Origin of the sequence: Neobacillus vireti (assembly GCF_036962465.1) — a bacterium.
Taxonomy (GTDB): domain Bacteria; phylum Bacillota; class Bacilli; order Bacillales; family Cytobacillaceae; genus Neobacillus; species Neobacillus vireti_B.
In genome coordinates, this window is sequence record NZ_JBALNF010000035.1 from 34,357 (window position 1) to 57,202 (window position 22,846).

Sequence of the window (22,846 nt, forward strand, 5' to 3'; positions counted from 1 at the left end):
ATGCTTAAGAATATCTTAATTTTACAATCCCTTCGATAATTACCCTTTCAGCGGTAAATAAAACCAACTTTTTATAAAAAAAAGCCACAATCCCATAGAGGGACCGAGGCTTAGTATCTACTTATTGCTAAATTCTTCTAGTTTGGAAGAAATGGCGGCTGCTACCTCTTCGTCAGATAAATTAACAGCTTTATTAAAAAGGGTATTTGCCAGTGTACCCATTGGTCCTGTTGCATTAATATCAAGAAAACCTGTCAGTAGGGTTTTCTTTCTGTTGAGGGCTTTTGCTTCAAAGTATCCTTCTCCCAGATACTTTTCATTCTTTCGCCTTAATTCAAAGCTCACCCTACTTGGTTCATTCCACTCCTTAATATCAATTAGCAACGTGACCTTTTTTTTGACAATCCCAAGGTCGCTTTTAAACACCCAGCTAATTTGCCGGTCACTCACCTTTTGGTGTTGAATATAACCCGGGACAAGTGGTGCCCAATTGTTTTCATCTCGAATAAAGTCCCATATGACCTCAATCGGGATATCTAATTCTACATGTTGAATTTCACTTGGCATGGGTTTATCCCTCTTTCATTATCAAAGTAAAAGACCTTCAAGGGCTGAAGGTCTTTTTTTAAAATATATGTTTACTTTGATGTTTATAGAAGAAATATTAGTTTTTTATAAATAAACCAACAAGGAAAAAAGCTTGTAAATTGCTTGTTCCTATAACTTTCCTTACTTTCCAATTAAACGATCCGCTAAAAATTGTTCAATCCGTTCAGCAGCTTTAGAAAGCATCTCGGGTGGCTGAACAAGGGCAATGCGGACATAGCCTTCTCCTAGTGAACCGAAAGCATCACCAGGGATCACAGCTACACCAGCTTGATCAATTAATTCAAAGGCAAATTGACGGGATGTCCATCCCTCTGGAATCTTTGCCCATACGAACATCGTTGCTGGAGACTTTGCGACCTGCCAGCCGCTTTTCTTAAGTCCGGCAACCAGTGCATCTCTACGAAGCTCATATTCCTTTATCTGCTCATGTAAATAGGAGAAATTAGAAGTTAAAGCTTTCACAGCAGCTTGTTGGATGGGATAAAAAACTCCGTAATCAATATTTGATTTAAAGGTTGCTAATAGATTAATTGCTTCCTCATTCCCTACCACATACCCTATCCGGCAGCCGGCCATATTAAATGTTTTCGAAAGCGAGTTAAATTCGATTCCTACTTCTTTAGCTCCAGGAACGGCCATAAAACTAATCTGTGGATGATTATCAAAAATCAATTCTGAATAGGCAAAATCATGAACTACTAAAATATTATGAGCCCTTGCAAACGAAATAACTCCTTCAAAAAATTCCCTATCCGCCAATGCAGTAACCGGATTTCCCGGATAACTTATAATCATCATTTTCGTTTTCTGTAATACCTCTAGAGGGATATCATTAAAGTTTGGTAAATATCGATTCTCCGCCAGCAATGGCATTGGGTAGATGATTCCTCCCGCCAAATTGACACTCGCCTCGTAAATTGGATAACCGGGATCAGGTACTAAAACATACTCCCCAGGGTTAATAATCGCAGTGGCCAAATGGGCTAAACCATCTTGTGACCCCATCAACTGCAGCACTTCTGTAGCATGGTCTAAATCAACTCCATAACGCTGCTTATAAAAGAAACATACCGCCTCATTGAATTCCGCTATTCCCTTCAATGTATAGCCATATTTACTGGTATCTTTAACAGATTCAACTAATGCATCGACGACAAAAGCCGGTGGAGGAAAGTCCGGGCTCCCGACACTAAGATCAACGACTTCTTTGCCCTTTTTCATTGCTGCCATTTTCCGATCAGCTACTTCCTGAAAGATACTAGCCGACATTTTTTGAAGTTTTTCAGAACCGATGAGATTCATAGACATTCCCCTCTAATTGTTTACTTTTTATAATTTTAATTATTTTAACATATTTCTAAATATAGTAATCACTTTAAATTAATCATTAAAACAAATTAACCATTGATTATATTCGATAGATACCTTAAGATTTTTAAAGTGGGTTTTTAATATTCTGAATTGTTATTTACTGGAGGTTTGTGGGATTGAAAATATTTCAATACTGTCTTTTCTTTCTAGGATTAACCTTTTTTGGCTTAGGCAACGCTATTGCCGTAAAGGTAAAATATATTGGATTACATCCGTGGGAAGTTTTAAATGTCGCCCTTTATCAGCATTTTGGTTTAACAATTGGTACCTGGGGTGTCATATGTGGTTTGGTTCTAATCCTCATCTCCTTATTTATTGCAAGAAGTTATATTAGTATCGGGACCATCTTAAATGCCTTGTGTATTGGACCCATTATGGACTTCTTCCTTTGGCTGGATATCCTGCCAAAGGCAACCAACACATGGATTGATTATCTTATTCTTCTGTCTGGTATGATTATAACTGGGATAGGTGGAGGAATGTATGTAGCTGCGGGAATTGGTGCAGGTCCGCGTGATGGCTTTATGCTGTCGATTTCAGACAAAACCGGGTTATCTGTCAGCAAGGCCCGGGTCATCGTTGAAAGTGTTGTATTAGTGATCGGTCTTTTTCTAGGAGGCCCTGTTTTTATGGCTACTTTTATTTATACCTTTATTCAAAGCCCTATTTTCCAGCGTTCCCTTAAAATATTTAAAGGCGTCAAGGAAAGGGTAAGCACAAAAAATGTAATTTCCTACAAAAAAAATCCATCAAATGATGGACTTAAGTTGTGACATTCATTTGGCGGGCTTCTAAAAATCGACTAGGATGGCGACCATACTTCCTCCAGCATTTCTCTAAACAACACATTTAAATCATTGGTATAGTCCCTTTTTGGCACCATCAAATTACCAGCATAATCTTCAAGATGTTTTATTTCTTTTTCAATGAAGTTATGAATAACAGGGAAATCAAGTTTAATATAGGGGCCATCCTGATTTATTTTGCTTTTTATCAGTTTATGAATCTCCCGCTTTACTTCCTTCTCGCTAATCAATTGCTCTGTTAATTGTGGAAGCTCATTTGGTGGGAAGTTGTTATATCTTTCTATCCACATCCCGGCTAAGATGGGGCGAATTATATTTAGATAGCGCTTACTGTTTATCGTTTCAGTTTGAGAATCATCTCGATAATTCCCTTTTGCCATCTTTAAATAATGAAATAGGGACGCCTTTGGTTGGAATATTTCATTTTCTAGTTCCTTCATTTTTTCAAGTAGTGAAAAAGCTTGATAGTAAATGATATGAGAATGAAGCCATTCCAACAAGGAAGGGTTTGACTTTTTAAATAATTGGAGGGCTTTCCGCAAATCCCATCCATTTAAATCAAGTTGGTCATTTATCGGCTGCTCAATGACATCACGTTTTTGATCAATTGATAAATACCAATCTTTTTTATGTACATAAATGAACCGGATATCGTAATCACTATGCTGTGAAGAAGTGCCCCATGCCCGGCTTCCTGCCTCAACGGCGTAGCATATCTTCACTTCAGATTCCTGCTCAATTCTTTTTAATTCCTCAATGATCCTTTCTTTCACGGTACTTTCTCCATAAATCATTCTCTTTGGATTTTGTCAAATCTACTATTGATTAAAGGAAACAACTTCAAACATGTTACTTGTATACTTTAATACGGAAACACTTGAATTTTTAATTTCCATTCCCTTATCAAATTCATTAGAAAATTTACTAATGATATTTCTTATGATAACGCCATGTGTTACGAGTAAAATGTTTTCATTACCACTTTGACTGCTAGAGACAATTTCATTTAATCCTACTTCAATCCGTCCCCACAGTTCCTTGTAATTTTCAGCATGATGAAATGGATCTGATTTTTTAAAAAAATTCATTACGTCTTCTAGATTGTGGTTTTGAAACAATTCTTTCGTGTTTGCACAGTTATTTTCTTTAGCTATTTTTCGAAAAACAACCTCAGAATATTCTCCTTCAAAGCTTCCAAAAAAACTCTCTCGAAAGGCTTTTCTTCTATTTATCACCAAATTGTCCGGGTGATTATTTTGTTGAAGGATTAATTCAGCAGTTTCAACAGTTCTTCCTGAATCGCTTGTATATACGCGGTCGAAAGGAACAGCGGCTAATCTTTTACCCGTTTCTGCAGCAACAGCTTTCCCTTCTTCAGTTAGTGGACTGTCAGCCCAGCCTTGCATTTTTTTATATCGGTTTAAATATGTTTCACCATGTCTTATTAAATACAAATTGAAATTAGTATCCATGGTATCCCCCAGTTCTATTTTTATAGGTTTTGATAATTACCCCAATGGAAAAAGTTCTTTCAGTAGTTAATTCACATAAACAACTAACCATTTATACGATACCATATTAATCAGAAACCAGAAAGAAGCCCTTATCCTACTAAGGATAGGGCTGCCCTTTGTGATATTAGATTACGTAAGTAATGAATTATGAAATCATCTTTAGCTCTTCTGTTAACTTAAGGAATAATTCCTTATCCCCATTTTGTAATGTTTGGTCGATTTCCTTACGGATATTCTCCCTTTTAAATTCAAGCAGGGCATTTTTTAGGAACATCTCAGCAATAACAGCATCTTGATTCTCATCCGAATGTTGTGGTGAATTTAATAATTTCTTTTCCATGGAAATCAACTCCTTGAGCTTTTTTTCATTATACAAGGAGTTTTCTAAAAATTCAAACACTTTATTTCAATTTTCTAAAAAAATTTTATTTTGGGGTGTCAGGCACCATTAAAAGACATTTGTATATAGGGTGTGGACACTGTTTCCCAAGATGTTTTCCTTATATTTCTTATTGTAACAAGTAGCATTTTTTTCTGGGTGTGGGGAAAATTAATGGCAACTATTTTATGTGGATTAGGAGGAAGAATGTATGGAGCAGGCATCCTTTACCGGTTATCAGACGGTGAATAATATTAAAGTTTATTATGAATTTTATCCCCATCAAACAGCGAATAAAACGTTTGTTTTATTACATGGATTTCTTTCTTCCACCTTTACCTTTCGCCATTTAATTTCATTGTTGAAAAAAGATTTTCAAGTTTTATCTATCGATCTCCCCCCATTTGGTAAAAGCGAAAAGTGCCATCAATATGTGTATTCCTATAAAAATCTTGCACAAACAGTCATTCAATTAACAGAATCCTTAGGTCTAAAAAAAATGACCTTTATTGGCCATTCAATGGGGGGCCAAATTGTCCTCAATATCCTTCATATGATGCCGGATATTGCGGATAAAGCGATTCTCCTTTGCAGCTCAGCCTATTTAAAGCGATTTAAATTACCTTTAATCTTAACTAGCTATTTACCTTATTTTCATCGCTTTGTTAAATACTATTTTGCGCGGACCGGAGTCAGGAAGAATCTACAGGATGCATTATATAATCATTCCATCATTAATGAGGAAATGATCAACGGCTATCTTCAGCCTTTTTTACAAGATGAAATATTTAGGGCTCTGACTAGAATGATAAGGGATCGGGAAGGCGATCTTCCAGTTGAAGTGCTTCAGCAAATCAAAACACCATGTTTATTAATTTGGGGTGATCATGATAAATCCATGCCCCTTAAGGTAGGAGAGCAGCTGCATAAAGATTTAGCTAATTCCGAACTAATTGTATTAAAAGAAACCGGACATGCTGTACCAGAAGAACGTCCCTTTGAAGTATTCGAGTATATCAAAAACTTTTTAGACAGATATCAAACAGCCATTGAGTAAGAGCCTAAAAGCCCGCAAAAAAGGTGTATTCCTGGGAATACACCTCATTTAAACCAGCCCTTTTCTTTTGAATGAGTAATAGCTTCAATCCTGTTTTTAACTTCCAGTTTATCTAAGATAATCGAAATGTAGTTACGAACGGTACCTGTTTTGATACTAAGGGTCTCCGCAATTTCTTTGGTGTTTTTCCCATCCGCCACAAGCTCAAGCACTTCTTTTTCTCTGTCCGTTAATGGATTTTCTTCCCCATATACATCATCCATTAATTCGGGAGCATAAATGCGCCTGCCCGCCATCACATTTCGGATGGAACTTGCTAACTCCTCACTCGGGCTATCCTTTAACAAATAACCGCATACCCCTGCCTTTAAAGCCCTCTGGAAATATCCCGTCCGGGCAAATGTCGTTAGAATGATGACTTTACACCCGAGACCCTTAACTTCCTCTGCAGCTTCAAGCCCGCTTTTTCCAGGCATTTCAATGTCCATGATACAAACATCAGGCTTATATTTCTTTACAAGAGAAACCGCCTCTTCACCATTTGAAGCTTTTCCGACCACTTCCATATCATCCTCTAAATTAAGCAGGGAACCAAATGCTCCTAGCAGCATTTGTTGGTCTTCAGCAATAACAATTTTAATCATCTGCCATTCTCCTTATCCGTTGGCTTTACATCATTAGGGACGGTTACGATTAAAGTAGTGCCGTCCTCTGTCAAGACCTCTAAACTGCCATTAATAAATTCTAAACGTTCCTTCATCCCAATTAAGCCATGCCCCTCAGCAAGCTCATCTGTATCACCCTTAAAAACACCATCATCGTGAATCGTCAGGACTGTTTCTTTCCACAATTGTGCGATAGAAATAGAACAAGTCTTTGCCCCACTATGTTTCACCACATTGTTTACCGCCTCTTTTAAACACATACTTAAAATATTTTCAGTTAGCAGCGAAACATGGTGGAGGGCAAATTCTCCCTTACATTCAAAATTAATTTGGGCAGCTTTTGTCATTTGTTTAACCCTGAATATTTCATCTTTCAACCGAATCCCGCGCATAGAAGAAACCATCTTTCTTACCTCGCTTAAGGCAGTCCGGGCTGTCTGCTGCACATCCTTTAATTCATCTCGTGCCTGCTCAGGGTCCTTCAAAATTAACTTCCGGGCTAAGTCTGTCTTTAAGCCAATCAAAGAAAGCTTTTGCCCTAGTGTATCGTGAAGGTCACGGGCAATCCGGTTTCGTTCCTCCAATTTCACAAGCTCTGAAATTCGCTTATTAGCGTCCTCGAGCTTTTCCTCTAGCTGTCCGCGCTCTTTCCGATTATGAATACTAAAAGGGAGAAGAATCACACTGATCCAAATTATGATGACAAACGGCAGCTGTTGAAGAAACAATTTTTCTTGCATGACAATATTATAGTTGATTGATGCTGACGTACTTATAAGATGAATAAAATATAAAGTTAAAAAAGCAATCCGGTCCTTAATATTTCCAATAAAATAGGCAAGAAAGAACGCAAAATAAACATAGCTATAGAGACTCGTCGCTGTTATCGATATGCCAATTAATATCAGAGTCCATAAATAAACAGGCCAGCCCTTAGAAATAAACGCAATCCGGTAGAGAATAAAGAATACTAAGGTCAGTAAAATACCTAGAACAATCCAGATCGTCGAAGTAGACTGGAATATAAAGTAAAAGGGAAGGATACCAAGTATGGTCCATATATAGGGTGCAATACCATTGTTCTTTTCAAACGTTAAATACTTTTTAATCATTCGTAGTTCCTCATTAGCTTCATACTTCCTGTCTCACTGATTTTTATCTTCTTAATAATTCATTTTAGCTGATATCCTCCCATCTTAAAACAAATTACTCCTTCATTACTGAACTTTCTTTATATATGTAAATTACATATATTGGTAATAAATAAACTCCTTAGCCTATATAATTAACTAGTCAGAATTTTATAAATGTTTACACCTTACAAATCTTGGCAACATATGTTTATAAAAACACTAGGAGGAAACAAAATTGGGAGAATTTTTTTTTGGCGGCTCCGAAATTCCTTATTTGCGATTTGGTGAGGGTGAACCATTAGTCTTTATTCATGGCCTTGGAGAAGTAAAAGAGGGCTGGTCAAACCAGTTTGAATTTGCCGATCAGTATGATTTAATCATACCCGATTTACGTGGTCATGGTGAGTATCAAAAGCCTGGAGAAATTTCAATAAAACACTTTGCCGAGGATGTCATTAGCCTATTAAAAGGTCTCGGGATTGAAAGCGCACACATATGTGGTTTGTCAATGGGTGGAATGGTAGCCCAAGAAATCTACCGTCAAGCCCCTGAAATGTGCCGTTCCTTAATGCTGGTCAGTACTTTTCACTATGCGCCTGAAACACTTGGAAAGCTCTTTTTAAAATATCGGAAAGCACATGCAGCAAATAAATCACCGGACGTACTAAGAGAAACGGCCGCAAAAATTTGCCTCTATTCCTGGAACAAGGATAATTTTGAGAAATTCCAGCAATTTTACCGTCCGAATAGAGAATATTATTTTAAATCGATGGAGGCATGCCTAGAAGTGAATAATTTAACTTTACTTCCTAAAATTAAGGTTCCTACCTTAATCATTGGCGGACAATATGATTCCGTCATTCCTGTCTGGGTACAGCTGCTGATGCATAAACAAATTCCTCATTCTGAATTTGTGATTTTCAGAAATACCGGGCACATTGCCAAACTCGAAGCGAAAGAAAGCTTTAATAGGACACTTAGAAGCTTTTTAAACAAGCACAAAACAGCAAGTTGAAGGAGGGGGAATTACATCCTCCTCCCCTTGCCTATACCTTTTATATATTTACTTGTACCCGAAATTATGACTAATTTTAAAGCGGATTTGAACGGCTTGAAGCCCATTGATGGACAATTTTTGCAAACAAACCCGATAAGGCCAAACTAACATGGCCAGCTTCTACCGTGATATAAGTTTTATCCTTACTAGAGGCTAAATCCATGATCGGTTTACTTTGCTCTTCCAGAATTAAATTATCACGCGAACCAGAAACGACAAATAAGTTGGCTTTAATATTTTTTAAGTCTACTTGTTTATTGCCAACCATCATTCCTCCTTTAATGAGCTTATTCTCTTTAAAGAGGTCAGTTGCCAATTGACGATATGCTTCCCCCGCAAATGGAACTTGATCAAGTGTCCATTTATTCATCCTGCGCCATTTATCAACATATTTGGAATCATGTGCACGATGCAGCAGCGTGGTATAATTTGTAAAATAAATCGGTGCACCGATTGCCCGGAACATACCTTCGACTAATTTAGGAGGTATAATTCCATAAGTATCAATAAAGCGTTCGAAGTTAATATCTCCTTCTCTAAGCCCTTCTGCCCATTTATCAGGCCCCATAAATGGCTGAAAATCAATTGGAACAGTCGCAACAATGAGATTCTTGATTGGCTCTTCTGCAATCGAAGCATAAATGGAAGCAATGGTCCCGCCTAAGCAATAGCCGATAATCGTAATTTCTTTAGCGCCTGAATGACGAATCGCCCGCTTAACCGCTGTACGTAGATATTTCTCAATGTAGGTGTCTAGCCCCATCTGCTTGTCTTCATAGCCAGGTGAACCCCAATCTAATAAATACACTTCGTAGCCCATGTTCGTAAGCCCCTCAATAACACTAGCCTTAGGGGCGATATCTAAAATGTATGGTTTATTAAACAAGGAATAAACGAAAAATAAGGGAATTTCATATTTTTTTTGTTGCGCTGGGTAATGCCATAATACCGATTTATTTTTCCTCCACACTTCATTCCTAGGAGTATGGCCAATTTGGGGCTCGGGTTCACTTAGAATCTTAAACACGTTAGCCCAGCGCTGCTTTTCCTTGTCATAATCCAAATCGGGCATGAATTCTGTTAAAGGTGAATCTGCTGCCAATGTAGTTTTCTCCCCCTTCTGTTAGTTTCCGGAAGCTGTAGCTGTTAACACAGGTTCGGTAGACTTTTCTTCTTTAATCAACTCTTTAATCGTCTCAAATTCCTGTTTAAAATCATTCAGTTTTAATAATTCAAACTTCAATTCCTGCAGTTCAGCATGCAGGCCCCTTGTATCTGCCAGTTCCTTTTTCGTCTTAACTAATTCCGTCTTTAATTGCTTGGTAAGTTTAATGATTTCTTTAGATACTTCAACAACACTTTCAATCTCTTTATTTTGTGACTTTACAGAATCCTGTAAATCCCATATTTGCTCCTCTAAGGCCTCCATTTTTTCTTCTGCTTGAAGGGTTAGGTTAGCCACGTTGGTAACATCATTCTTTGTTGGTAAATTAAGGACACTTGCCAATGCTTCTTGATTCTTTTTAAATGTTTCAAGATATCGTGAATGCAGGTCTGTCCCTCTGTGCGACATTTTTACAAAATCTTTATTATTGGTTAATAGAAAGATAAAATCATTAATCTGTTTTTCCCACATTAAACTAAATTTATGAAGGGATTCATATGGATCGTAATTTTTTTTGTCAGACATCTACCTTCACCTCATATCATTTTGTCTATTCTTTTACTTTTTCAAATATTTTTGAAAAGGTAAAAAGGCTGATTTAACCTGTTTCGTAAAGACGTCAACAAATAATTTTTGATTTTCATAGAGGACATTCGTTGTTTTCTTTACACTCTCGAGATACTTTTCGCGCCCCTTTTTCCTCATCGAAATGTACTGTTCTACTGTTTCTAAAAGCTTATCAAGTGCCTGAATCTGGCCTGTTGTTAATTTTTGAACAGGTGTAATTAATAGTTGAGCCGATTTGTTCTGAATATCTTCCACTACACGATTGATTTCCTCATAGGATTTAACAGGGAAGAAATTTTGCAGCGATGTAGTTGTCATCAAGAGTTCTTCTCGAGTTGACTGTTCCCATTCCTTTAACTCCAAACCAAATTGGGCGGCAACAGTTATGACATTTTCCTGATTTTGCTTTGCCTTCTCAACGTAGTTCCTTACCGCCTCTAAGAAACGCTCATCTTGTTTATTAAATCTTTCAGCCCATGCGTCTAATTCATCAAAACCAAGCTTCCATAATAAGTCAAGACTCGAAAGCTCTTTTTCTAATTCCTCTGTCCCTTGATTTTCTAGTACTTTTTGATTATTTTCACTCATAATTAATTTCCTCCTTAATAAATATCCATTTCAAATAGTTTCTTTAATTCCTTTAGTTCATTTTCCAATGTTTTAATAGGATGGCTGCGTTTATGGCATACCTCATTATTTAAATATGTGGACCAGTCTTCAAGTGATTCTCGAACCATTTTCAGCTTTTGTTGATTTGCCTTTTGCAGGTTAATAATCTGGTAGATGGATTCATCTAAAGAATCGATTTTCTCCGCTACCTCTATCTTTCTATTTGCAAGGGCAGCAAATTCATCCTTCGTTGCTAGATTCATACGATTTAGCCATCTGGTAGTTAATCGCTTATAGATCCTTACTTCTCGAAGATGTGAATCCATTGCCTTGCCAACTGCTGCTGTAAAGGCTCGGGAATTGGTACTAGCATGAATTCTTTTATTTATCTCTGCTTCGATTTGTTTATAAAATTGAATGGTATCTTGCTGTTTAGAATTCATGTTTGACCTCTTAATTCCTGCCTATTGGATAAATTATTGGACAGCTGCAGTGGTTCCCCCATCCACGACTAAAATATGACCATATACATAATTAGAAGCATCTGAGGCTAAAAACAATGCCGGACCCTTCATGTCGTCATCTGAACCAAAACGTCCTGCCGGTGTCCGCTCAAGTATTTTCTGTCCAGAATAATCAAGGATAGCCTTTGCCATTTTAGTCGGGAAGAAACCAGGGGCAATGGCATTTACATGGACATTATAGGGCGCAAGTTTCACTGCTAGGTCCTTAGTCAAGGTAATAACCGCACCCTTACTTGCAGAGTAGCCAATCGCATCCATCACCAATGGGTCTTGCCCGCCTACACCAGCAATGGATGCAATATTTATAATTTTCCCCGACTTTTGCTTGACCATGATTTTTCCTACAGCTTGAGAAAATAATAAAACACCCTTAAGGTTAATATCCATCACCTTATCCCATTTATCTGCAGGCATTTCTAATGCCGGTGCCCCCCAGCTCGTCCCACTGTTATTAACTAAAATATCAATTCGTCCAAATTCCTTTAGAGTCCCGTCGACGACATGCTGGATATCTTCAGGGTCAGAGACATCACATTTGAAGGCTAAGGCATGAACTCCCTTTTCCTTTAGTGCTTCTGTAAATTGTTTGCAGGCATCTAAATTTCTAGAACAAATAACGATATTTGCTCCTGCTTCTGCGTATGCCGTGGCAATTTGCTGGCCCAGTCCTCTGCCGCCGCCGGTTACAATTGCTGTTTTTCCTTTTAAACTAAAAAGCTCTTTAATATTCATCCGGACCCCTTCTCTCTAGTATTCTTATACTTTTAATAGTTCTTGTTCCCGCAAAACCCTTCTAAGGAGTTTTCCCACTGAAGATTTCGGCAGGTCCGGACGGATTTCCACTTCTTTTGGTGCTTTATAGGGCGCGAGATTTTCCCTTCCAAATTGTTTAATTTCCTCTTCCGTAGCAGAAAATCCTCCTTTTAGTTTTACATAAGCTTTTACTGTTTCACCACGGTAGGTGTCTGGAACTCCAATTACGAGGGCCTCTTCAATGGCTTCATGCTGATAAAGAACGTCTTCAATTTCACTAGGATATACATTGTATCCGCTTGCAATAATCATATCCTTTTTACGATCTACAATATAAAAGTAGCCATCCTCATCCATCCTGGCGATGTCACCTGTATACAGCCAGCCATCCTTTATTGTCTCCGCAGTATCCTGTGGACGGTTCCAATAACCCTTCATTACCTGAGGGCCTTTGATGACTAGTTCCCCCTCAACTCCTACAGGTGCATCGAAATATTCTCCATCCTGTTGAATAACGATCTTAGCAATTGTACTTTGGACAGGAATTCCAACACTGCCGTATTTTCTAGGAACAAACGGTGGACTGAAGATAGCCGTTGGTGCCGATTCTGAAAGACCGTACCCATCCAGCAATTTGACCCCGGTTCTCTTCTCAAATAATTTAGCTGCTTCTACAGGCAGCGGCGCCCCTCCGCAGCTTACGTAATACAACTGATCAAATCCGCATTCTTCCAACCCCGGCTGGCTGTTTAAAGCAAAATACATGGTTGGAACTCCAGACATTTGGAAAGGTTTTTCACGTTTTACTGTTTCCATTACTTCTTTAGGATCAAACCGTGGCAATATAATCTGGTTGGCCCCTTCTCGTATCCCGCAAAGGGCCGTACTGGACAGACCATAAACATGAAACATGGGAAGAACCGTTATCATTTTAAAATCATCTGGTTTCTTACAGGTTTTATAAGCAAAATCACAAACCTGGTTAAAGTTTGCTAGTAGATTAAGATGGGTAAGCATGACTCCCTTCGAAGGGCCAGTTGTTCCGCCAGTATATTGGAGCAATGCAACATCATTTTCACGATCAATATGTACTTCCGGGATGTTTATATGTTCATGAAGGAATTCGTCGAAGTATTGGTCTCCCTCTGCAAGAGCTGTTCTCTCGCCGCCAAGGCTGACCACAATCATTTTTTTCAAACTTGTTTTTGGTTGGACTTTTTTAACTTTATTGTATAGAGCATCTAGAACAACGATATACTGTGCACCTGAATCAGTTAAAACATGTTCGATTTCTCTTTCTACGTACATAGGATTTACCTGAACTGCTATTCCGCCCAGTCGAAAAATCCCAAATAAGCTAAAAATATAGTGTGGGGAATTTGGAAGCATAATGGCTACGCGATCACCTTTTTGAAAGCCTTCCTTATAAAGGCCTGCAGCAAATTGGTCTGTAACCACCTTGGTGTCTGTAAAACTCCAAACCTTTCCATAAAAGGTGAAGGCTGGTTTATCATGATATTGGATAACTGATCCTTGTAAAAAATCATAGAGGGATGGGTGTTCAATTAACACATGCTCATCAATCCTTGAATCATAGATTTTTAACCACGGCTTTTGTTGATAAACCATAAAATAGATACCTCCTAAGAAATTATAGTAACCTAGCAATTATTCCTTTTAATAACGCCGTCAGTCTTAGAAGTAAATCAACTTATTAATAGAATATTGATATAACTACGATTATTGTAGGAAAATGCCATTTTGTAAACCTTTCCTTGTCGACATTTTTCTTCATTTCTCTAATTCTTCCAGTCCCCCATTAATATTGCAGATGAACAAACCTTTAGATATAAGAAATTTTTAAATGCGAAGGTTTTGCCTGCCTTAATAACATGATGAAATTTGTCGAAATATTTTATTTTTAAGTTAGGTTTTCGACAACACTCAACGTTCATTGTTCTAAATCCTTATTGTCAAATGATGAATTAAAAATTTAAAAATTAATATTCTTCTATAAGATTTTTACAAAAACAAAGGATTGTGAGTTAAACTGCCCGGACTTAAAAAATTAGGAAGACCTGCCGGTTTAAGGTCTTCTATGGAACTTTCCTACATATTATTTACCGTTATTTGGAAACGAAAGGGTGATAGGGAAATGCCAATAACCAATGCCAATGGGATCGACCTTTATTATGAGATACACGGAGAAGGCGAGCCGTTACTATTAATCATGGGGTTAGGACTGAATTCAAAGTCTTGGTTTAGAACACTTCCGGCTTTAAGTAAGCAGTACAAGGTCATTATTTTTGATAATCGGGGAACAGGGTCGAGCGGTAAGCCCAATACACCTTACTCTATCGAACTAATGGCAGACGATACACGTGCGGTTTTAGATGCTGCTGGGATTGATTCTGCTCATATCTATGGCATTTCTATGGGTGGGATGATTGCCCAAAGGTTTGCAATAAAATATCCTGAACGGACCCGTTCTTTAATCCTAGGATGTACAACTTCCGGCGGGGTACAACATGTACAGCCTGGTGTTGAAGTTTCCATGATGATGTTGTCAAGAGGGTCTGCTACTGCGACGCCTGAAGAAATAGCTTGGGCTACAGTACCAATCCTTTACAGTGGAGATTTTATTGAAAGTCACCGCGACTTGGTGGCAGAAGATATTCAGAGGCGGGTCGAAATTCCTGTTATGCCCTATGCTTACTTGCTGCAGCTTCAAGCCTGTTTAGCCCATGATACCTATAGGGAAATTAATCAAATCAAAGTTCCAGTTTTGGTCATTCACGGGAATGCGGACCGGCTGGTGCCATATGAAAACGGAGTAACCTTAGCTGAGAACATTCAAAACGCTGAACTTTTGACAATCAATGGTGCCGGACACATTTATGTGACCGAGGCGAATGATTTAGTAAATGAAAGAATACTAGACTTTTTAACAAAATTAAACTAAAGAAAGGCCCGATTAGAACCTAGTCGGGCTTTTTCTCTGGTTATTTTTATGCCTTAACCTTCATCATTTCCTTATCTCGCAGCACCCTTCTAAGTAATTTTCCAACTGATGACTTTGGCAGATCGTCAAGAATTTCGAACTGCTTTGGTACCTTATAAGGGGAAAGATTATCCATTGCAAACTTGATAATCTCTTCAATAGTCAACGGAAACCCTTCTTTTACTTTAATAAAGGCCTTTGCCGTTTCTCCACGGTATGCATCTGGTATTCCAATCACAATGGCCTCTTCGACCCCTTCAAGCTGATAAAGAACCTCTTCCACTTCCCGTGGATACACATTGTAACCGCTTGCAATAATCATATCTTTTTTCCTATCCAGGATATAAAAATAGCCATCTTCGTCCATTTTGGCAAGATCACCTGTAAATAACCATCCATCCTTCAATACTTCTTCCGTATCTTTTGGACGATTCCAATACCCCTTCATAACCTGTGGGCCTTTTACAATTAATTCCCCGGTTTCCCCGACAGGAACGTCTACATACTCCCCTTCTTCAGTCTCACGGACTATTCTCAACACGGTACTTTGAACGGGAATACCAATACTGCCATATTTTCTTTGGATAAATGGAGGGTTAAAGGCAACAGTTGGCGCTGCTTCTGACAGACCATATCCATCCCTTAAAGCAATCCCTGTAATTTTCTCAAACTTCTTTGCCTGTTCGACTGGAAGTGGGGCACCACCGCTGCCAACATACCAAAGTTGATCAATACCTGATTCCTTTAATAACTCTTGATAATTGTTTAATGCAAAATACATGGTAGGTACTCCGGCAAAAATAAATGGTTTTTCCCTCTTAATCGTTTCGATAACTTCCTTCACATCAAAACGAGGCAAAACAATTTGATTTGCACCTTCGCGAATGCCGCAAAGAGCAACGCTTGAGAGGCCATAAACATGGAACATCGGCAAAACTGTTATCATCTTGAATGAATCAGGCAGGTCCTCACAAGTATTATAGATAAAATCACAAACTTGATTGAAATTGGCTAACAAATTGTAATGGGATAGCATAACACCTTTAGGAACCCCGGTTGTGCCTCCTGTATATTGAAGAACAGCGATATCCTCATGCGGGTCAATCTCTATATCTGGAATATTGATTTCTTCCTGCAAGACTCTTTCAAAATAGCAATCTCCATCTGGAAGGTCCATTCTTTCCTCATTGAAGCTAACCACAATTACCCTTTTTAGCGAGGTATCTACTTGAACCTTTTTAACCTTTGGATAAAATCCATCCAGGGCGATCATAAATTTTGCTCCCGAATCCTCCAAGACATAGGCGATCTCCCGTTCAACATACATGGGATTGACCTGAACCGCAATTCCTCCTAAACGGAAAATGGCAAACAAAGAAAAAATGTACTGAGGACAGTTCGGAAGCATAATTGCCGCCCTGTCTCCTTTTTTAAAGCCTTCTTTATGTAGTGCATTTGCCAATTTGTCGACAATCCATTTGGTTTCATTATAACTAAAGACTTTCCCGTAAAAGGTAAAGGCTGGTTTTTCTCCAAATCTACTTACAGCACTTTCTAAGAAATCATAAAGAGATTCATGCTTAACACTAACATTTTCCTCGACTCGTGGATCATAGAATTTCAACCAGGGCTTCTGCTGATAAATCATAAAAGCATCCTCCTTAGAGATTATAGTTTAATTTCACTTAAATTATTATTAGGAATCAAAAATTTGTAAATGCACATATCTCGACACCCTATCCACGATCACACTTGCACCATATGCCGAAAAATACTAGAATTGCTCGAAACCTATAACCTCATAACCTTGCCAATAAAGAATGCAGTCGAATTTCATCAAACTAATCCCTAGAGTTCACAAAAGTTTAACAATCAATTTTGAAATTTACTTGAATTTGGTTTATCCCCCTTAATAGAATTGGCTAAATGTTCAATAAACCAAGAAAGCAAAACATGAACCTTGGTTCATGTTTTATTGACAAATAAGATGACAATATGTCATAATTGAACAATAGTTCACTTTTTATGTTTAATAAATTAATAGATTAAGACTGGAGGTGTAGGCCTTACTCTTTAGGCCATACATTTGGAAATAGTTAACCTGATCATCATCGCCATTTTTATTGCCCTCACAGCCTTCTTTGTGGCTGTAGAGTTTGCAATTGTTAAAGTTAGAGGCACACGTATTGATCAACTTTTAAATGAAGGAAAAAAAGGTGCCAGAGCTGCTAAAAAAGTCGTAACACATTTAGATGAGTATCTATCTGCTTGTCAACTCGGAATAACCGTCACAGCACTAGGACTTGGATGGCTTGGAGAGCCAACCATTTCTAAGTTGTTACAGCCTCTCTTCACCTTACTGCAAATAAATAGTGCCCTAACACATGTCTTATCTATCGTGCTAGCATTTATTCTTGTCACCTTTATTAATGTAGTCGTGGGCGAATTAGCCCCGAAATCTTTTGCCATTCAAAAATCAGAAACCATTACGCTTCTCTTTGCTCATCCGTTGATCTGGTTTTATAAAATATTCTATCCGTTCATTTGGATTTTAAATACTTCGTCTAGATTATTGGTCGGCTTATTTGGTTTAAAACCTACGTCTGAAAATGAGTTAGCACACACAGAGGAAGAATTGCGAATTATTCTTTCAGAAAGTTATCAAAGCGGAGAAATTAATGAATCAGAATTAACCTATGTTACGAACGTATTTGATTTTAATAATCGGATTGCAAAAGAAATTATGGTACCAAGAACAGAAATGGTAAGTATATCTGTCGATGATCATCCTAACGACATTCTCTCGTTAATCAAGGAACAAAAATATACACGCTACCCCGTCATTAATGGAGATAAAGATAATATTATTGGGATTATTAATATCAAGGATATCTTAACTACTAAATTGGATACTAACTGGGCAGAGAAAAAATCTCTGTCATATTTCATTAAACCGGCCATCACTGTTATTGAAACCATTCCTATTCAACACTTATTAATAAAAATGCAAAAGGAAAGGACCCATATGGCGATCCTCTTTGATGAGTTTGGAGGTACATCGGGGCTGGTGACAGTAGAAGATATTATCGAAGAGATCGTCGGTGATATCCGAGATGAATTTGATACGGACGAGGTTCCTGATGTACGAAAATTAGCCAATGAGCATTATATTGTCAGTGGTAAAGTGCTAATTGAAACAGTAAACGATATTTTAGGCACTTCCATCTCAAATAAAGATTTAGATACAATTGGCGGCTGGTTCTTGTCAGAAAAATTTGATGCTAAAATGGATGACTTCATAGAATATGACGGTTATTTATTTAAAATCAAGGAAATGGAAGAACATCATATTTTATTCATTGAGATTAAAAAGCTAGTTCAAATAGCATCCCCACTCCACCAAAAATCGGTTTCTTAGAAAAAGATGATTCCACAGAAAACGGGCTGAAATGATTCAGCCCGTTTTCTGCTACTTTACCTTATGGGATCATATTGCCAGCAGCTTTATATATCTGATACCATTCTTCTCTTGTTAATCGGATATCAGAGCCTTGACATGCGTCTTTGAGGCGTTCAACTTTAGTTGTTCCAAGAACCACCTGAATATTAGCCGGGTGCCGTGTAATCCATGCTGTCGCAATAGCTGTATTGGTCACACCATATTTTGCGGCGATACTGTCGACCACCTCGTTCAGCTCCGGATAGTGCTCTAAATCTCCTAAGAAAGACCCGCTAAAGAAGCCATGCTGATAAGGCGACCAGGCTTGGATGGTCATGTCGTTTAAGCGGCAATACTCCAAAACACTCATGTCGCGGTTAATCGCTTGGTCCACCTTCATGTTAAGGGTAACCCCTGAGTCAATTATTGGTGTGTGGGCAATACTCAACTGCAGTTGATTCACTACTAACTTATGTGAAGTGTATTTTTGCAATAGTTCTACCTGAGCAGGATTATGATTGGAAACACCAAAATATCTAACCTTTCCGCTCGTCTGGAGTTCTTCAAAGGCTTCTGCTACTTCAGCAGGTTCCATTAATGGATCAGGTCGATGAAGGAGAAGGATATCAAGATATTCCGTGTTTAACCTCTTTAAGATTCCATCCACTGATTCGATAATATGCTCTTTTGAAAAATCAAAGTAGCCGTTACGAATTCCGCATTTACTCTGTAAAATCATCTTTTCGCGAATGGAAGAATTCATTTGAATGGCTTCAGAAAAAATCTCCTCTGATTTACCCTTCCCATAGATATCAGCGTGATCAAAGAAATTAATTCCCTCTTCCATAGCAGAACGTATTAAGTTCTCTGCTTCAGCTATAGAAAGTTGCGGCAAGCGCATATTCCCCATAATAATGTTTGATGCTTGAATATCTGTATTTGCAATGCTTATGTATTTCAACTAAAGCTCCTCCCTTCTACTTTCCCTTCATTATACCCCACAATGAAAGCGTGTACCATTGATTCAAACTTTCATTTAAATTAGTTTGTTTTCTCTTTTACCGCTTGTTCTCTGAATTCTTTTGGTGTCTGGCCATACCTTCCTTTAAAAATACGGTAAAAATAGCTGATATTATCATAGCCCACCTCTTCTATAATGGAGGAAATGGACATATCAGTAGTCTCTAATAATTCTTTTGCTTTTACTAACCGTCTTTCCTGAAGAAATTCTTTGAAGGTGTGCGAGGTTGCTTTTTTTATTGTTTTACTTAACCCATAGTGAGATTGGTTTAGTTTACCAGCCAACTCATATAAAGAGGCAGTCTTGTAATGTTCTTCAATGTATTGAAGGGACTCGACCACTAAATAGTGATTCATCGATTCTTCTTCTATTCTTTCCACTAAATCAGTATTCTTTATCAGTTCAATCATCAAAAGCCCCATATAAAGCTTAATGGATGATTCCGAAAAAGTGGAAGGATGCATGATTTCATAAATAATTTTCCCAATCATACCCTGGATAGACTCAACATCAGCCACTTTAAAATACAGGTATTGTCCATTTTGCGTGTTGTTATAAAGACTGCCGATCAGGAAATCGCTCACAATGTTACCTGAATTTAGGAACGAAAAAATAAAATCAAAAAAAGCAGGACGAATGATAAAGTTTATAACGATATCTTCTTTGGCACATGCTTTAATTTCATGTTCAATATGCTGATTTAGTAATAACAGTTCCCCTTTTTTCAAGGTAATGGGTCTGCCTCCGGCCGTTTGCTTCAGTTCCCCATTATAAACATAATTAATCTCAATATAATCGTGCTTATGCAAAGGAAAATCCACAAACCGGGTATGCTTTCGAACCATAATCATTTTGTCTTTACTAAGAAATTTTTCACTCTCTATTATAAAGTTTGTCTTACTAGTGTAAAGTTCTTTACTTACATTCTTGCGTTGATCGAGAATGAGTTTTTCTTCATCCGTTTCTTGGAGAAGCTCGTCTAAAAGGTCCTGGTTCATTGTAATCACCTTTTTCTAAATTGCAGTTTTCTTTTATTAGCCAAATCATAACATATTTTGGTGAACTATCTGAAAAATTCAATGAAACAGAGAAAACCTGGACCAACTAAAGCTGGACCCAGGTCATGTTCTCTTTATTCTATTAAACCGCTTTACCTTTAAATTCTTTTGATTTGCCAAACCGCTCTTCTTCAATTTGTTTTAGTGTTTTACCATTCGTATTTGGAGCAAGAAGAATTCCAATTACACAATGGATTGCTAAGAAGATAAGCATAACAATTCCTGCTGTTTTAAATCCTAATTTATCCATCACAGTTGGTAAAATAAATGACCAAATCGCAATGCCGAGTCTTACTAAGAAGTACATAATTCCTTGTGCACCTGCACGGTATTTTGTTGGAAATAATTCGCTAGCCCACAAACCGTAGAACGCTTGAGCACCGAAGCCAGCAGCACTGCCCCATAGAATAACAAAAGCAAAAAGTGAGAACCAGTTCATTCCTGTAAACGTTAAAATTAACCATGCTGCGATTCCCATTACCGCTCCTATTCCAAACAAGGAACGTCTGCTAAATTTATCTCCTAATTTCATGAATACAAAATAAGTGGTAGCCACGGTTAAACTCCAAAGCAGAACTTGAAGTAAATTCGCTTGTGTGCCTGTTAACCCGCCAACATTTTGATAGATATATGGCATGAAATAACCCATTGCACCCGCGGTTAAATTCCAGAATAAATAAATCCCAATTAATAAAAATAAAGCTTCACGATTTGGTCTTAGGCTTAATAACGTTTTGAGCACACCTTTATTATTGCCATTACCTTCTCTCGCTTCTCGTTCTTTGCCTTCTTTCCAGATCGCTGATTCTGATAATCCTTGTCGGATGTACCATGTAATAAAAGCAATAATTAATAAATGGATGAAAATAATTCTGCTTCCAAGTAAACCTAGTGGTGCAAGTAAGACGGCAAGTAAAAATGTAATTGCTGGGCCGGTGGACCATGCCAATTGTGCCGTTCCAACATGTGCAGCCCTTTTATCAGCCGGTGCTTCTTCTGCAATGTAGGTCCATGAGGCAGGTACACCGGCACCTACAGCAATTCCTGTAATGATAGTCCCGACTAATAGCATTGGAAAGTTAACTGAGACAGCAATTAATAAAACACCCAGCATATAAGCCAGCAAGTCATAGGTATATATAAATTTCCTTCCATATTTGTCACATAAATAACCGCCAAACAAAGCTCCTACTGCCGCTCCAAACGCATTGGCACTCAGTGCACTTAATAGGCCTACTGCTATATTATCTAAATGAAGATATGCTTGCCACATGGTTAAACTACTCGCAGCGGCAATGATAGATCCAGCTTCAATATAGTTCGCCATTGCAACAGAGATCGTCGCTTTCCAACCGGTCGTTTTTTTAGCACCAATCTTAGCCATTATAATACCCCCTAATAATTTTGTTTTTGTCCAGGAAACGGTTTCATTTCTGAAACTAGTACAACACTACTATTCTAAATAAAATACTTCCTCTAAATTAATTGATACTGGACTATTATCTGAATTCGTGTCCATTAGCGGTTCCATATATGCCCACCATTTTTTACAAATAGCGGTTTGTGACATATGCTCCCATTTCTCTTCATCCTCAATTTCTAAATAAGCAAATAATCTGCCGGTCTCTTTATCTAGAAAAATAGAATAATTATGTGCACCATGTGCCTTTAATTCTGCAGCCATTTCCGGCCATATTTCATCGTGGCGGCGCTTATATTCTTCATAGCTATCACGGTTAACAAACATGATACTCGCTTTTCTGATCATATGTATTTTCCTTTCTAGAATGTATTTTCTTTATAGTTAAACTATACCGTGATGAAACGCTTACTTGTAGGAGACAAAATTCAGTTAGGGGTGAAAATATTCAGAATGTTGGAAGGGGTTGCAATAAACAAAAGCGTAAGCGCCTTGAACAGGGAAAAAGTAGTTCATTTTTTTCTAGCCCCTACAAGCATAAGACGCTCAGGGAAAGAAGCCGTTCCTTGCCTTCATTCCCTGAGTGGCTGTAGATCATCGAGAGGCTAGGTGCTGGAGCTGGACTTCGACAGTCCTTTAATTATCAGGTATCCACAAGCGTTATTTTAAAATTTCCTGGTAAACGACAATAGAGTCAA

General features: G+C 37.9%; 23 protein-coding genes. 5 read left to right on the forward strand and 18 right to left on the reverse strand.

The genetic code is table 11. The annotated features are described in order from the left end of the window. Positions 1-117: 117 nt before the first annotated feature. Together V7077_RS16030 and V7077_RS16035 are read right to left on the reverse strand one after the other, a co-directional pair. Positions 118-567 carry a CoxG family protein gene (locus V7077_RS16030; RefSeq protein WP_335503743.1) on the reverse strand — a complete coding sequence of 150 codons (450 nt, stop codon included), beginning with the start codon at positions 565-567 and terminating at the stop codon, positions 118-120. A 162-nt stretch (positions 568-729) separates the two neighbouring features. Next, positions 730-1,911, reverse strand: coding sequence for an LL-diaminopimelate aminotransferase (locus V7077_RS16035; RefSeq protein WP_335503746.1), 1,182 nt, complete (start codon positions 1,909-1,911; stop codon positions 730-732). A gap of 179 nt (positions 1,912-2,090) precedes the next feature. Here V7077_RS16035 and V7077_RS16040 point away from each other — a divergent pair, with 179 nt between their 5' ends. Beyond that, positions 2,091-2,753 carry a YczE/YyaS/YitT family protein gene (locus V7077_RS16040; protein WP_335503749.1) on the forward strand — a complete coding sequence of 221 codons (663 nt, stop codon included), beginning with the start codon at positions 2,091-2,093 and terminating at the stop codon, positions 2,751-2,753. 29 nt (positions 2,754-2,782) lie between these two features. On the opposite strand, the gene V7077_RS16045 is transcribed toward V7077_RS16040, so the two are convergent. The 3 genes from V7077_RS16045 to V7077_RS16055 form a co-directional block, all read right to left on the reverse strand. Then, positions 2,783-3,559, reverse strand: a complete 777-nt coding sequence (locus tag V7077_RS16045; RefSeq protein WP_335503751.1) for a nucleotidyltransferase domain-containing protein — start codon at positions 3,557-3,559, stop codon at positions 2,783-2,785. A 45-nt stretch (positions 3,560-3,604) separates the two neighbouring features. Further along, positions 3,605-4,258, reverse strand: coding sequence for a histidine phosphatase family protein (locus V7077_RS16050; protein ID WP_335503753.1), 654 nt, complete (start codon positions 4,256-4,258; stop codon positions 3,605-3,607). A gap of 187 nt (positions 4,259-4,445) precedes the next feature. Beyond that, positions 4,446-4,640, reverse strand: a complete 195-nt coding sequence (locus V7077_RS16055; RefSeq protein WP_335503755.1) for an IDEAL domain-containing protein — start codon at positions 4,638-4,640, stop codon at positions 4,446-4,448. Positions 4,641-4,890: 250 nt separating this feature from the next. On the opposite strand from V7077_RS16055, the gene V7077_RS16060 reads away from it, so the two are divergent. Beyond that, a complete protein-coding gene (locus V7077_RS16060) occupies positions 4,891-5,736 on the forward strand; it encodes an alpha/beta fold hydrolase (protein WP_335503756.1) in 846 nt (281 codons plus the stop codon). A 44-nt stretch (positions 5,737-5,780) separates the two neighbouring features. Here V7077_RS16060 and V7077_RS16065 read toward each other — a convergent pair whose 3' ends face one another. Together V7077_RS16065 and V7077_RS16070 are read right to left on the reverse strand one after the other, a co-directional pair. Then, the gene (locus V7077_RS16065; protein WP_335503758.1) at positions 5,781-6,380 is read right to left on the reverse strand and encodes a response regulator transcription factor; all 600 of its coding nucleotides are present in this window, start codon (positions 6,378-6,380) and stop codon (positions 5,781-5,783) included. Then, on the reverse strand, positions 6,377-7,513 hold the full coding sequence (locus V7077_RS16070; RefSeq protein WP_335503760.1) for a sensor histidine kinase: 1,137 nt from the start codon (positions 7,511-7,513) through the stop codon (positions 6,377-6,379). Before V7077_RS16070 ends, V7077_RS16065 begins: the two co-directional genes overlap by 4 nt. Positions 7,514-7,769: 256 nt before the next feature. On the opposite strand from V7077_RS16070, the gene V7077_RS16075 reads away from it, so the two are divergent. After that, on the forward strand, positions 7,770-8,549 hold the full coding sequence (locus V7077_RS16075) for an alpha/beta fold hydrolase (protein WP_335503762.1): 780 nt from the start codon (positions 7,770-7,772) through the stop codon (positions 8,547-8,549). Positions 8,550-8,625: 76 nt separating this feature from the next. Here V7077_RS16075 and V7077_RS16080 read toward each other — a convergent pair whose 3' ends face one another. The 6 genes from V7077_RS16080 to V7077_RS16105 are packed head-to-tail and all read right to left on the reverse strand — an operon-like array spanning position 8,626 to position 13,838. Then, a complete protein-coding gene (locus tag V7077_RS16080; protein WP_335503764.1) occupies positions 8,626-9,693 on the reverse strand; it encodes an alpha/beta fold hydrolase in 1,068 nt (355 codons plus the stop codon). A 21-nt stretch (positions 9,694-9,714) separates the two neighbouring features. Further along, positions 9,715-10,281 carry a polyhydroxyalkanoate biosynthesis repressor PhaR gene (locus V7077_RS16085; protein ID WP_335503766.1) on the reverse strand — a complete coding sequence of 189 codons (567 nt, stop codon included), beginning with the start codon at positions 10,279-10,281 and terminating at the stop codon, positions 9,715-9,717. 33 nt (positions 10,282-10,314) lie between these two features. Next, positions 10,315-10,911, reverse strand: coding sequence for a hypothetical protein (locus V7077_RS16090; protein WP_335503767.1), 597 nt, complete (start codon positions 10,909-10,911; stop codon positions 10,315-10,317). A gap of 14 nt (positions 10,912-10,925) precedes the next feature. Continuing rightward, entirely contained in the window at positions 10,926-11,375 is a 450-nt protein-coding gene (locus tag V7077_RS16095) for a hypothetical protein (RefSeq protein WP_335503769.1), read from the reverse strand. Positions 11,376-11,408: 33 nt separating this feature from the next. Then, positions 11,409-12,188, reverse strand: a complete 780-nt coding sequence (locus V7077_RS16100; protein ID WP_335503770.1) for an SDR family oxidoreductase — start codon at positions 12,186-12,188, stop codon at positions 11,409-11,411. Positions 12,189-12,212: 24 nt separating this feature from the next. Then, entirely contained in the window at positions 12,213-13,838 is a 1,626-nt protein-coding gene (locus V7077_RS16105) for a long-chain-fatty-acid--CoA ligase (RefSeq protein WP_335503772.1), read from the reverse strand. A 526-nt stretch (positions 13,839-14,364) separates the two neighbouring features. On the opposite strand from V7077_RS16105, the gene V7077_RS16110 reads away from it, so the two are divergent. Then, positions 14,365-15,171 (forward strand): alpha/beta fold hydrolase, encoded by an 807-nt coding sequence (locus tag V7077_RS16110; protein ID WP_335503774.1) that lies wholly within the window; start codon positions 14,365-14,367, stop codon positions 15,169-15,171. Positions 15,172-15,217: 46 nt separating this feature from the next. On the opposite strand, the gene V7077_RS16115 is transcribed toward V7077_RS16110, so the two are convergent. Next, a complete protein-coding gene (locus tag V7077_RS16115; RefSeq protein WP_335503776.1) occupies positions 15,218-16,858 on the reverse strand; it encodes a long-chain-fatty-acid--CoA ligase in 1,641 nt (546 codons plus the stop codon). 438 nt (positions 16,859-17,296) lie between these two features. Between V7077_RS16115 and V7077_RS16120 the strand changes: the two genes are divergently transcribed. Continuing rightward, complete coding sequence (locus V7077_RS16120; protein ID WP_335503777.1) at positions 17,297-18,628, forward strand: hemolysin family protein; 1,332 nt, start codon at positions 17,297-17,299, stop codon at positions 18,626-18,628. A 61-nt stretch (positions 18,629-18,689) separates the two neighbouring features. On the opposite strand, the gene V7077_RS16125 is transcribed toward V7077_RS16120, so the two are convergent. From V7077_RS16125 to rhaM, 4 genes are all read right to left on the reverse strand, one after another. After that, on the reverse strand, positions 18,690-19,610 hold the full coding sequence (locus tag V7077_RS16125; RefSeq protein ID WP_335503779.1) for an aldo/keto reductase: 921 nt from the start codon (positions 19,608-19,610) through the stop codon (positions 18,690-18,692). A gap of 80 nt (positions 19,611-19,690) precedes the next feature. Then, complete coding sequence (locus V7077_RS16130) at positions 19,691-20,668, reverse strand: AraC family transcriptional regulator (protein ID WP_335503780.1); 978 nt, start codon at positions 20,666-20,668, stop codon at positions 19,691-19,693. Positions 20,669-20,810: 142 nt separating this feature from the next. After that, the gene (locus V7077_RS16135; RefSeq protein WP_335503782.1) at positions 20,811-22,112 is read right to left on the reverse strand and encodes an MFS transporter; all 1,302 of its coding nucleotides are present in this window, start codon (positions 22,110-22,112) and stop codon (positions 20,811-20,813) included. Between the two features lie 69 nt (positions 22,113-22,181). Next, on the reverse strand, positions 22,182-22,496 hold the full coding sequence (rhaM, locus tag V7077_RS16140; protein ID WP_335503784.1) for an L-rhamnose mutarotase: 315 nt from the start codon (positions 22,494-22,496) through the stop codon (positions 22,182-22,184). Between the last annotated feature and the right edge of the window lie 350 nt (positions 22,497-22,846).

Coding starts and splice junctions, on each gene's coding strand:
- V7077_RS16030 (WP_335503743.1), bottom strand. CDS start 567: ATGCCAAGTGAAATTCAACATGTAGAATTAGATATCCCGATTGAGGTC.
- V7077_RS16035 (WP_335503746.1), bottom strand. CDS start 1,911: ATGAATCTCATCGGTTCTGAAAAACTTCAAAAAATGTCGGCTAGTATC.
- V7077_RS16050 (WP_335503753.1), bottom strand. CDS start 4,258: ATGGATACTAATTTCAATTTGTATTTAATAAGACATGGTGAAACATAT.
- V7077_RS16055 (WP_335503755.1), bottom strand. CDS start 4,640: ATGGAAAAGAAATTATTAAATTCACCACAACATTCGGATGAGAATCAA.
- V7077_RS16060 (WP_335503756.1), top strand. CDS start 4,891: ATGGAGCAGGCATCCTTTACCGGTTATCAGACGGTGAATAATATTAAA.
- V7077_RS16065 (WP_335503758.1), bottom strand. CDS start 6,380: ATGATTAAAATTGTTATTGCTGAAGACCAACAAATGCTGCTAGGAGCA.
- V7077_RS16070 (WP_335503760.1), bottom strand. CDS start 7,513: ATGATTAAAAAGTATTTAACGTTTGAAAAGAACAATGGTATTGCACCC.
- V7077_RS16085 (WP_335503766.1), bottom strand. CDS start 10,281: ATGTCTGACAAAAAAAATTACGATCCATATGAATCCCTTCATAAATTT.
- V7077_RS16090 (WP_335503767.1), bottom strand. CDS start 10,911: ATGAGTGAAAATAATCAAAAAGTACTAGAAAATCAAGGGACAGAGGAA.
- V7077_RS16095 (WP_335503769.1), bottom strand. CDS start 11,375: ATGAATTCTAAACAGCAAGATACCATTCAATTTTATAAACAAATCGAA.
- V7077_RS16100 (WP_335503770.1), bottom strand. CDS start 12,188: ATGAATATTAAAGAGCTTTTTAGTTTAAAAGGAAAAACAGCAATTGTA.
- V7077_RS16105 (WP_335503772.1), bottom strand. CDS start 13,838: ATGGTTTATCAACAAAAGCCGTGGTTAAAAATCTATGATTCAAGGATT.
- V7077_RS16110 (WP_335503774.1), top strand. CDS start 14,365: ATGCCAATAACCAATGCCAATGGGATCGACCTTTATTATGAGATACAC.
- V7077_RS16115 (WP_335503776.1), bottom strand. CDS start 16,858: ATGATTTATCAGCAGAAGCCCTGGTTGAAATTCTATGATCCACGAGTC.
- V7077_RS16130 (WP_335503780.1), bottom strand. CDS start 20,668: ATGAACCAGGACCTTTTAGACGAGCTTCTCCAAGAAACGGATGAAGAA.
- V7077_RS16135 (WP_335503782.1), bottom strand. CDS start 22,112: ATGGCTAAGATTGGTGCTAAAAAAACGACCGGTTGGAAAGCGACGATC.
- rhaM (WP_335503784.1), bottom strand. CDS start 22,496: ATGATCAGAAAAGCGAGTATCATGTTTGTTAACCGTGATAGCTATGAA.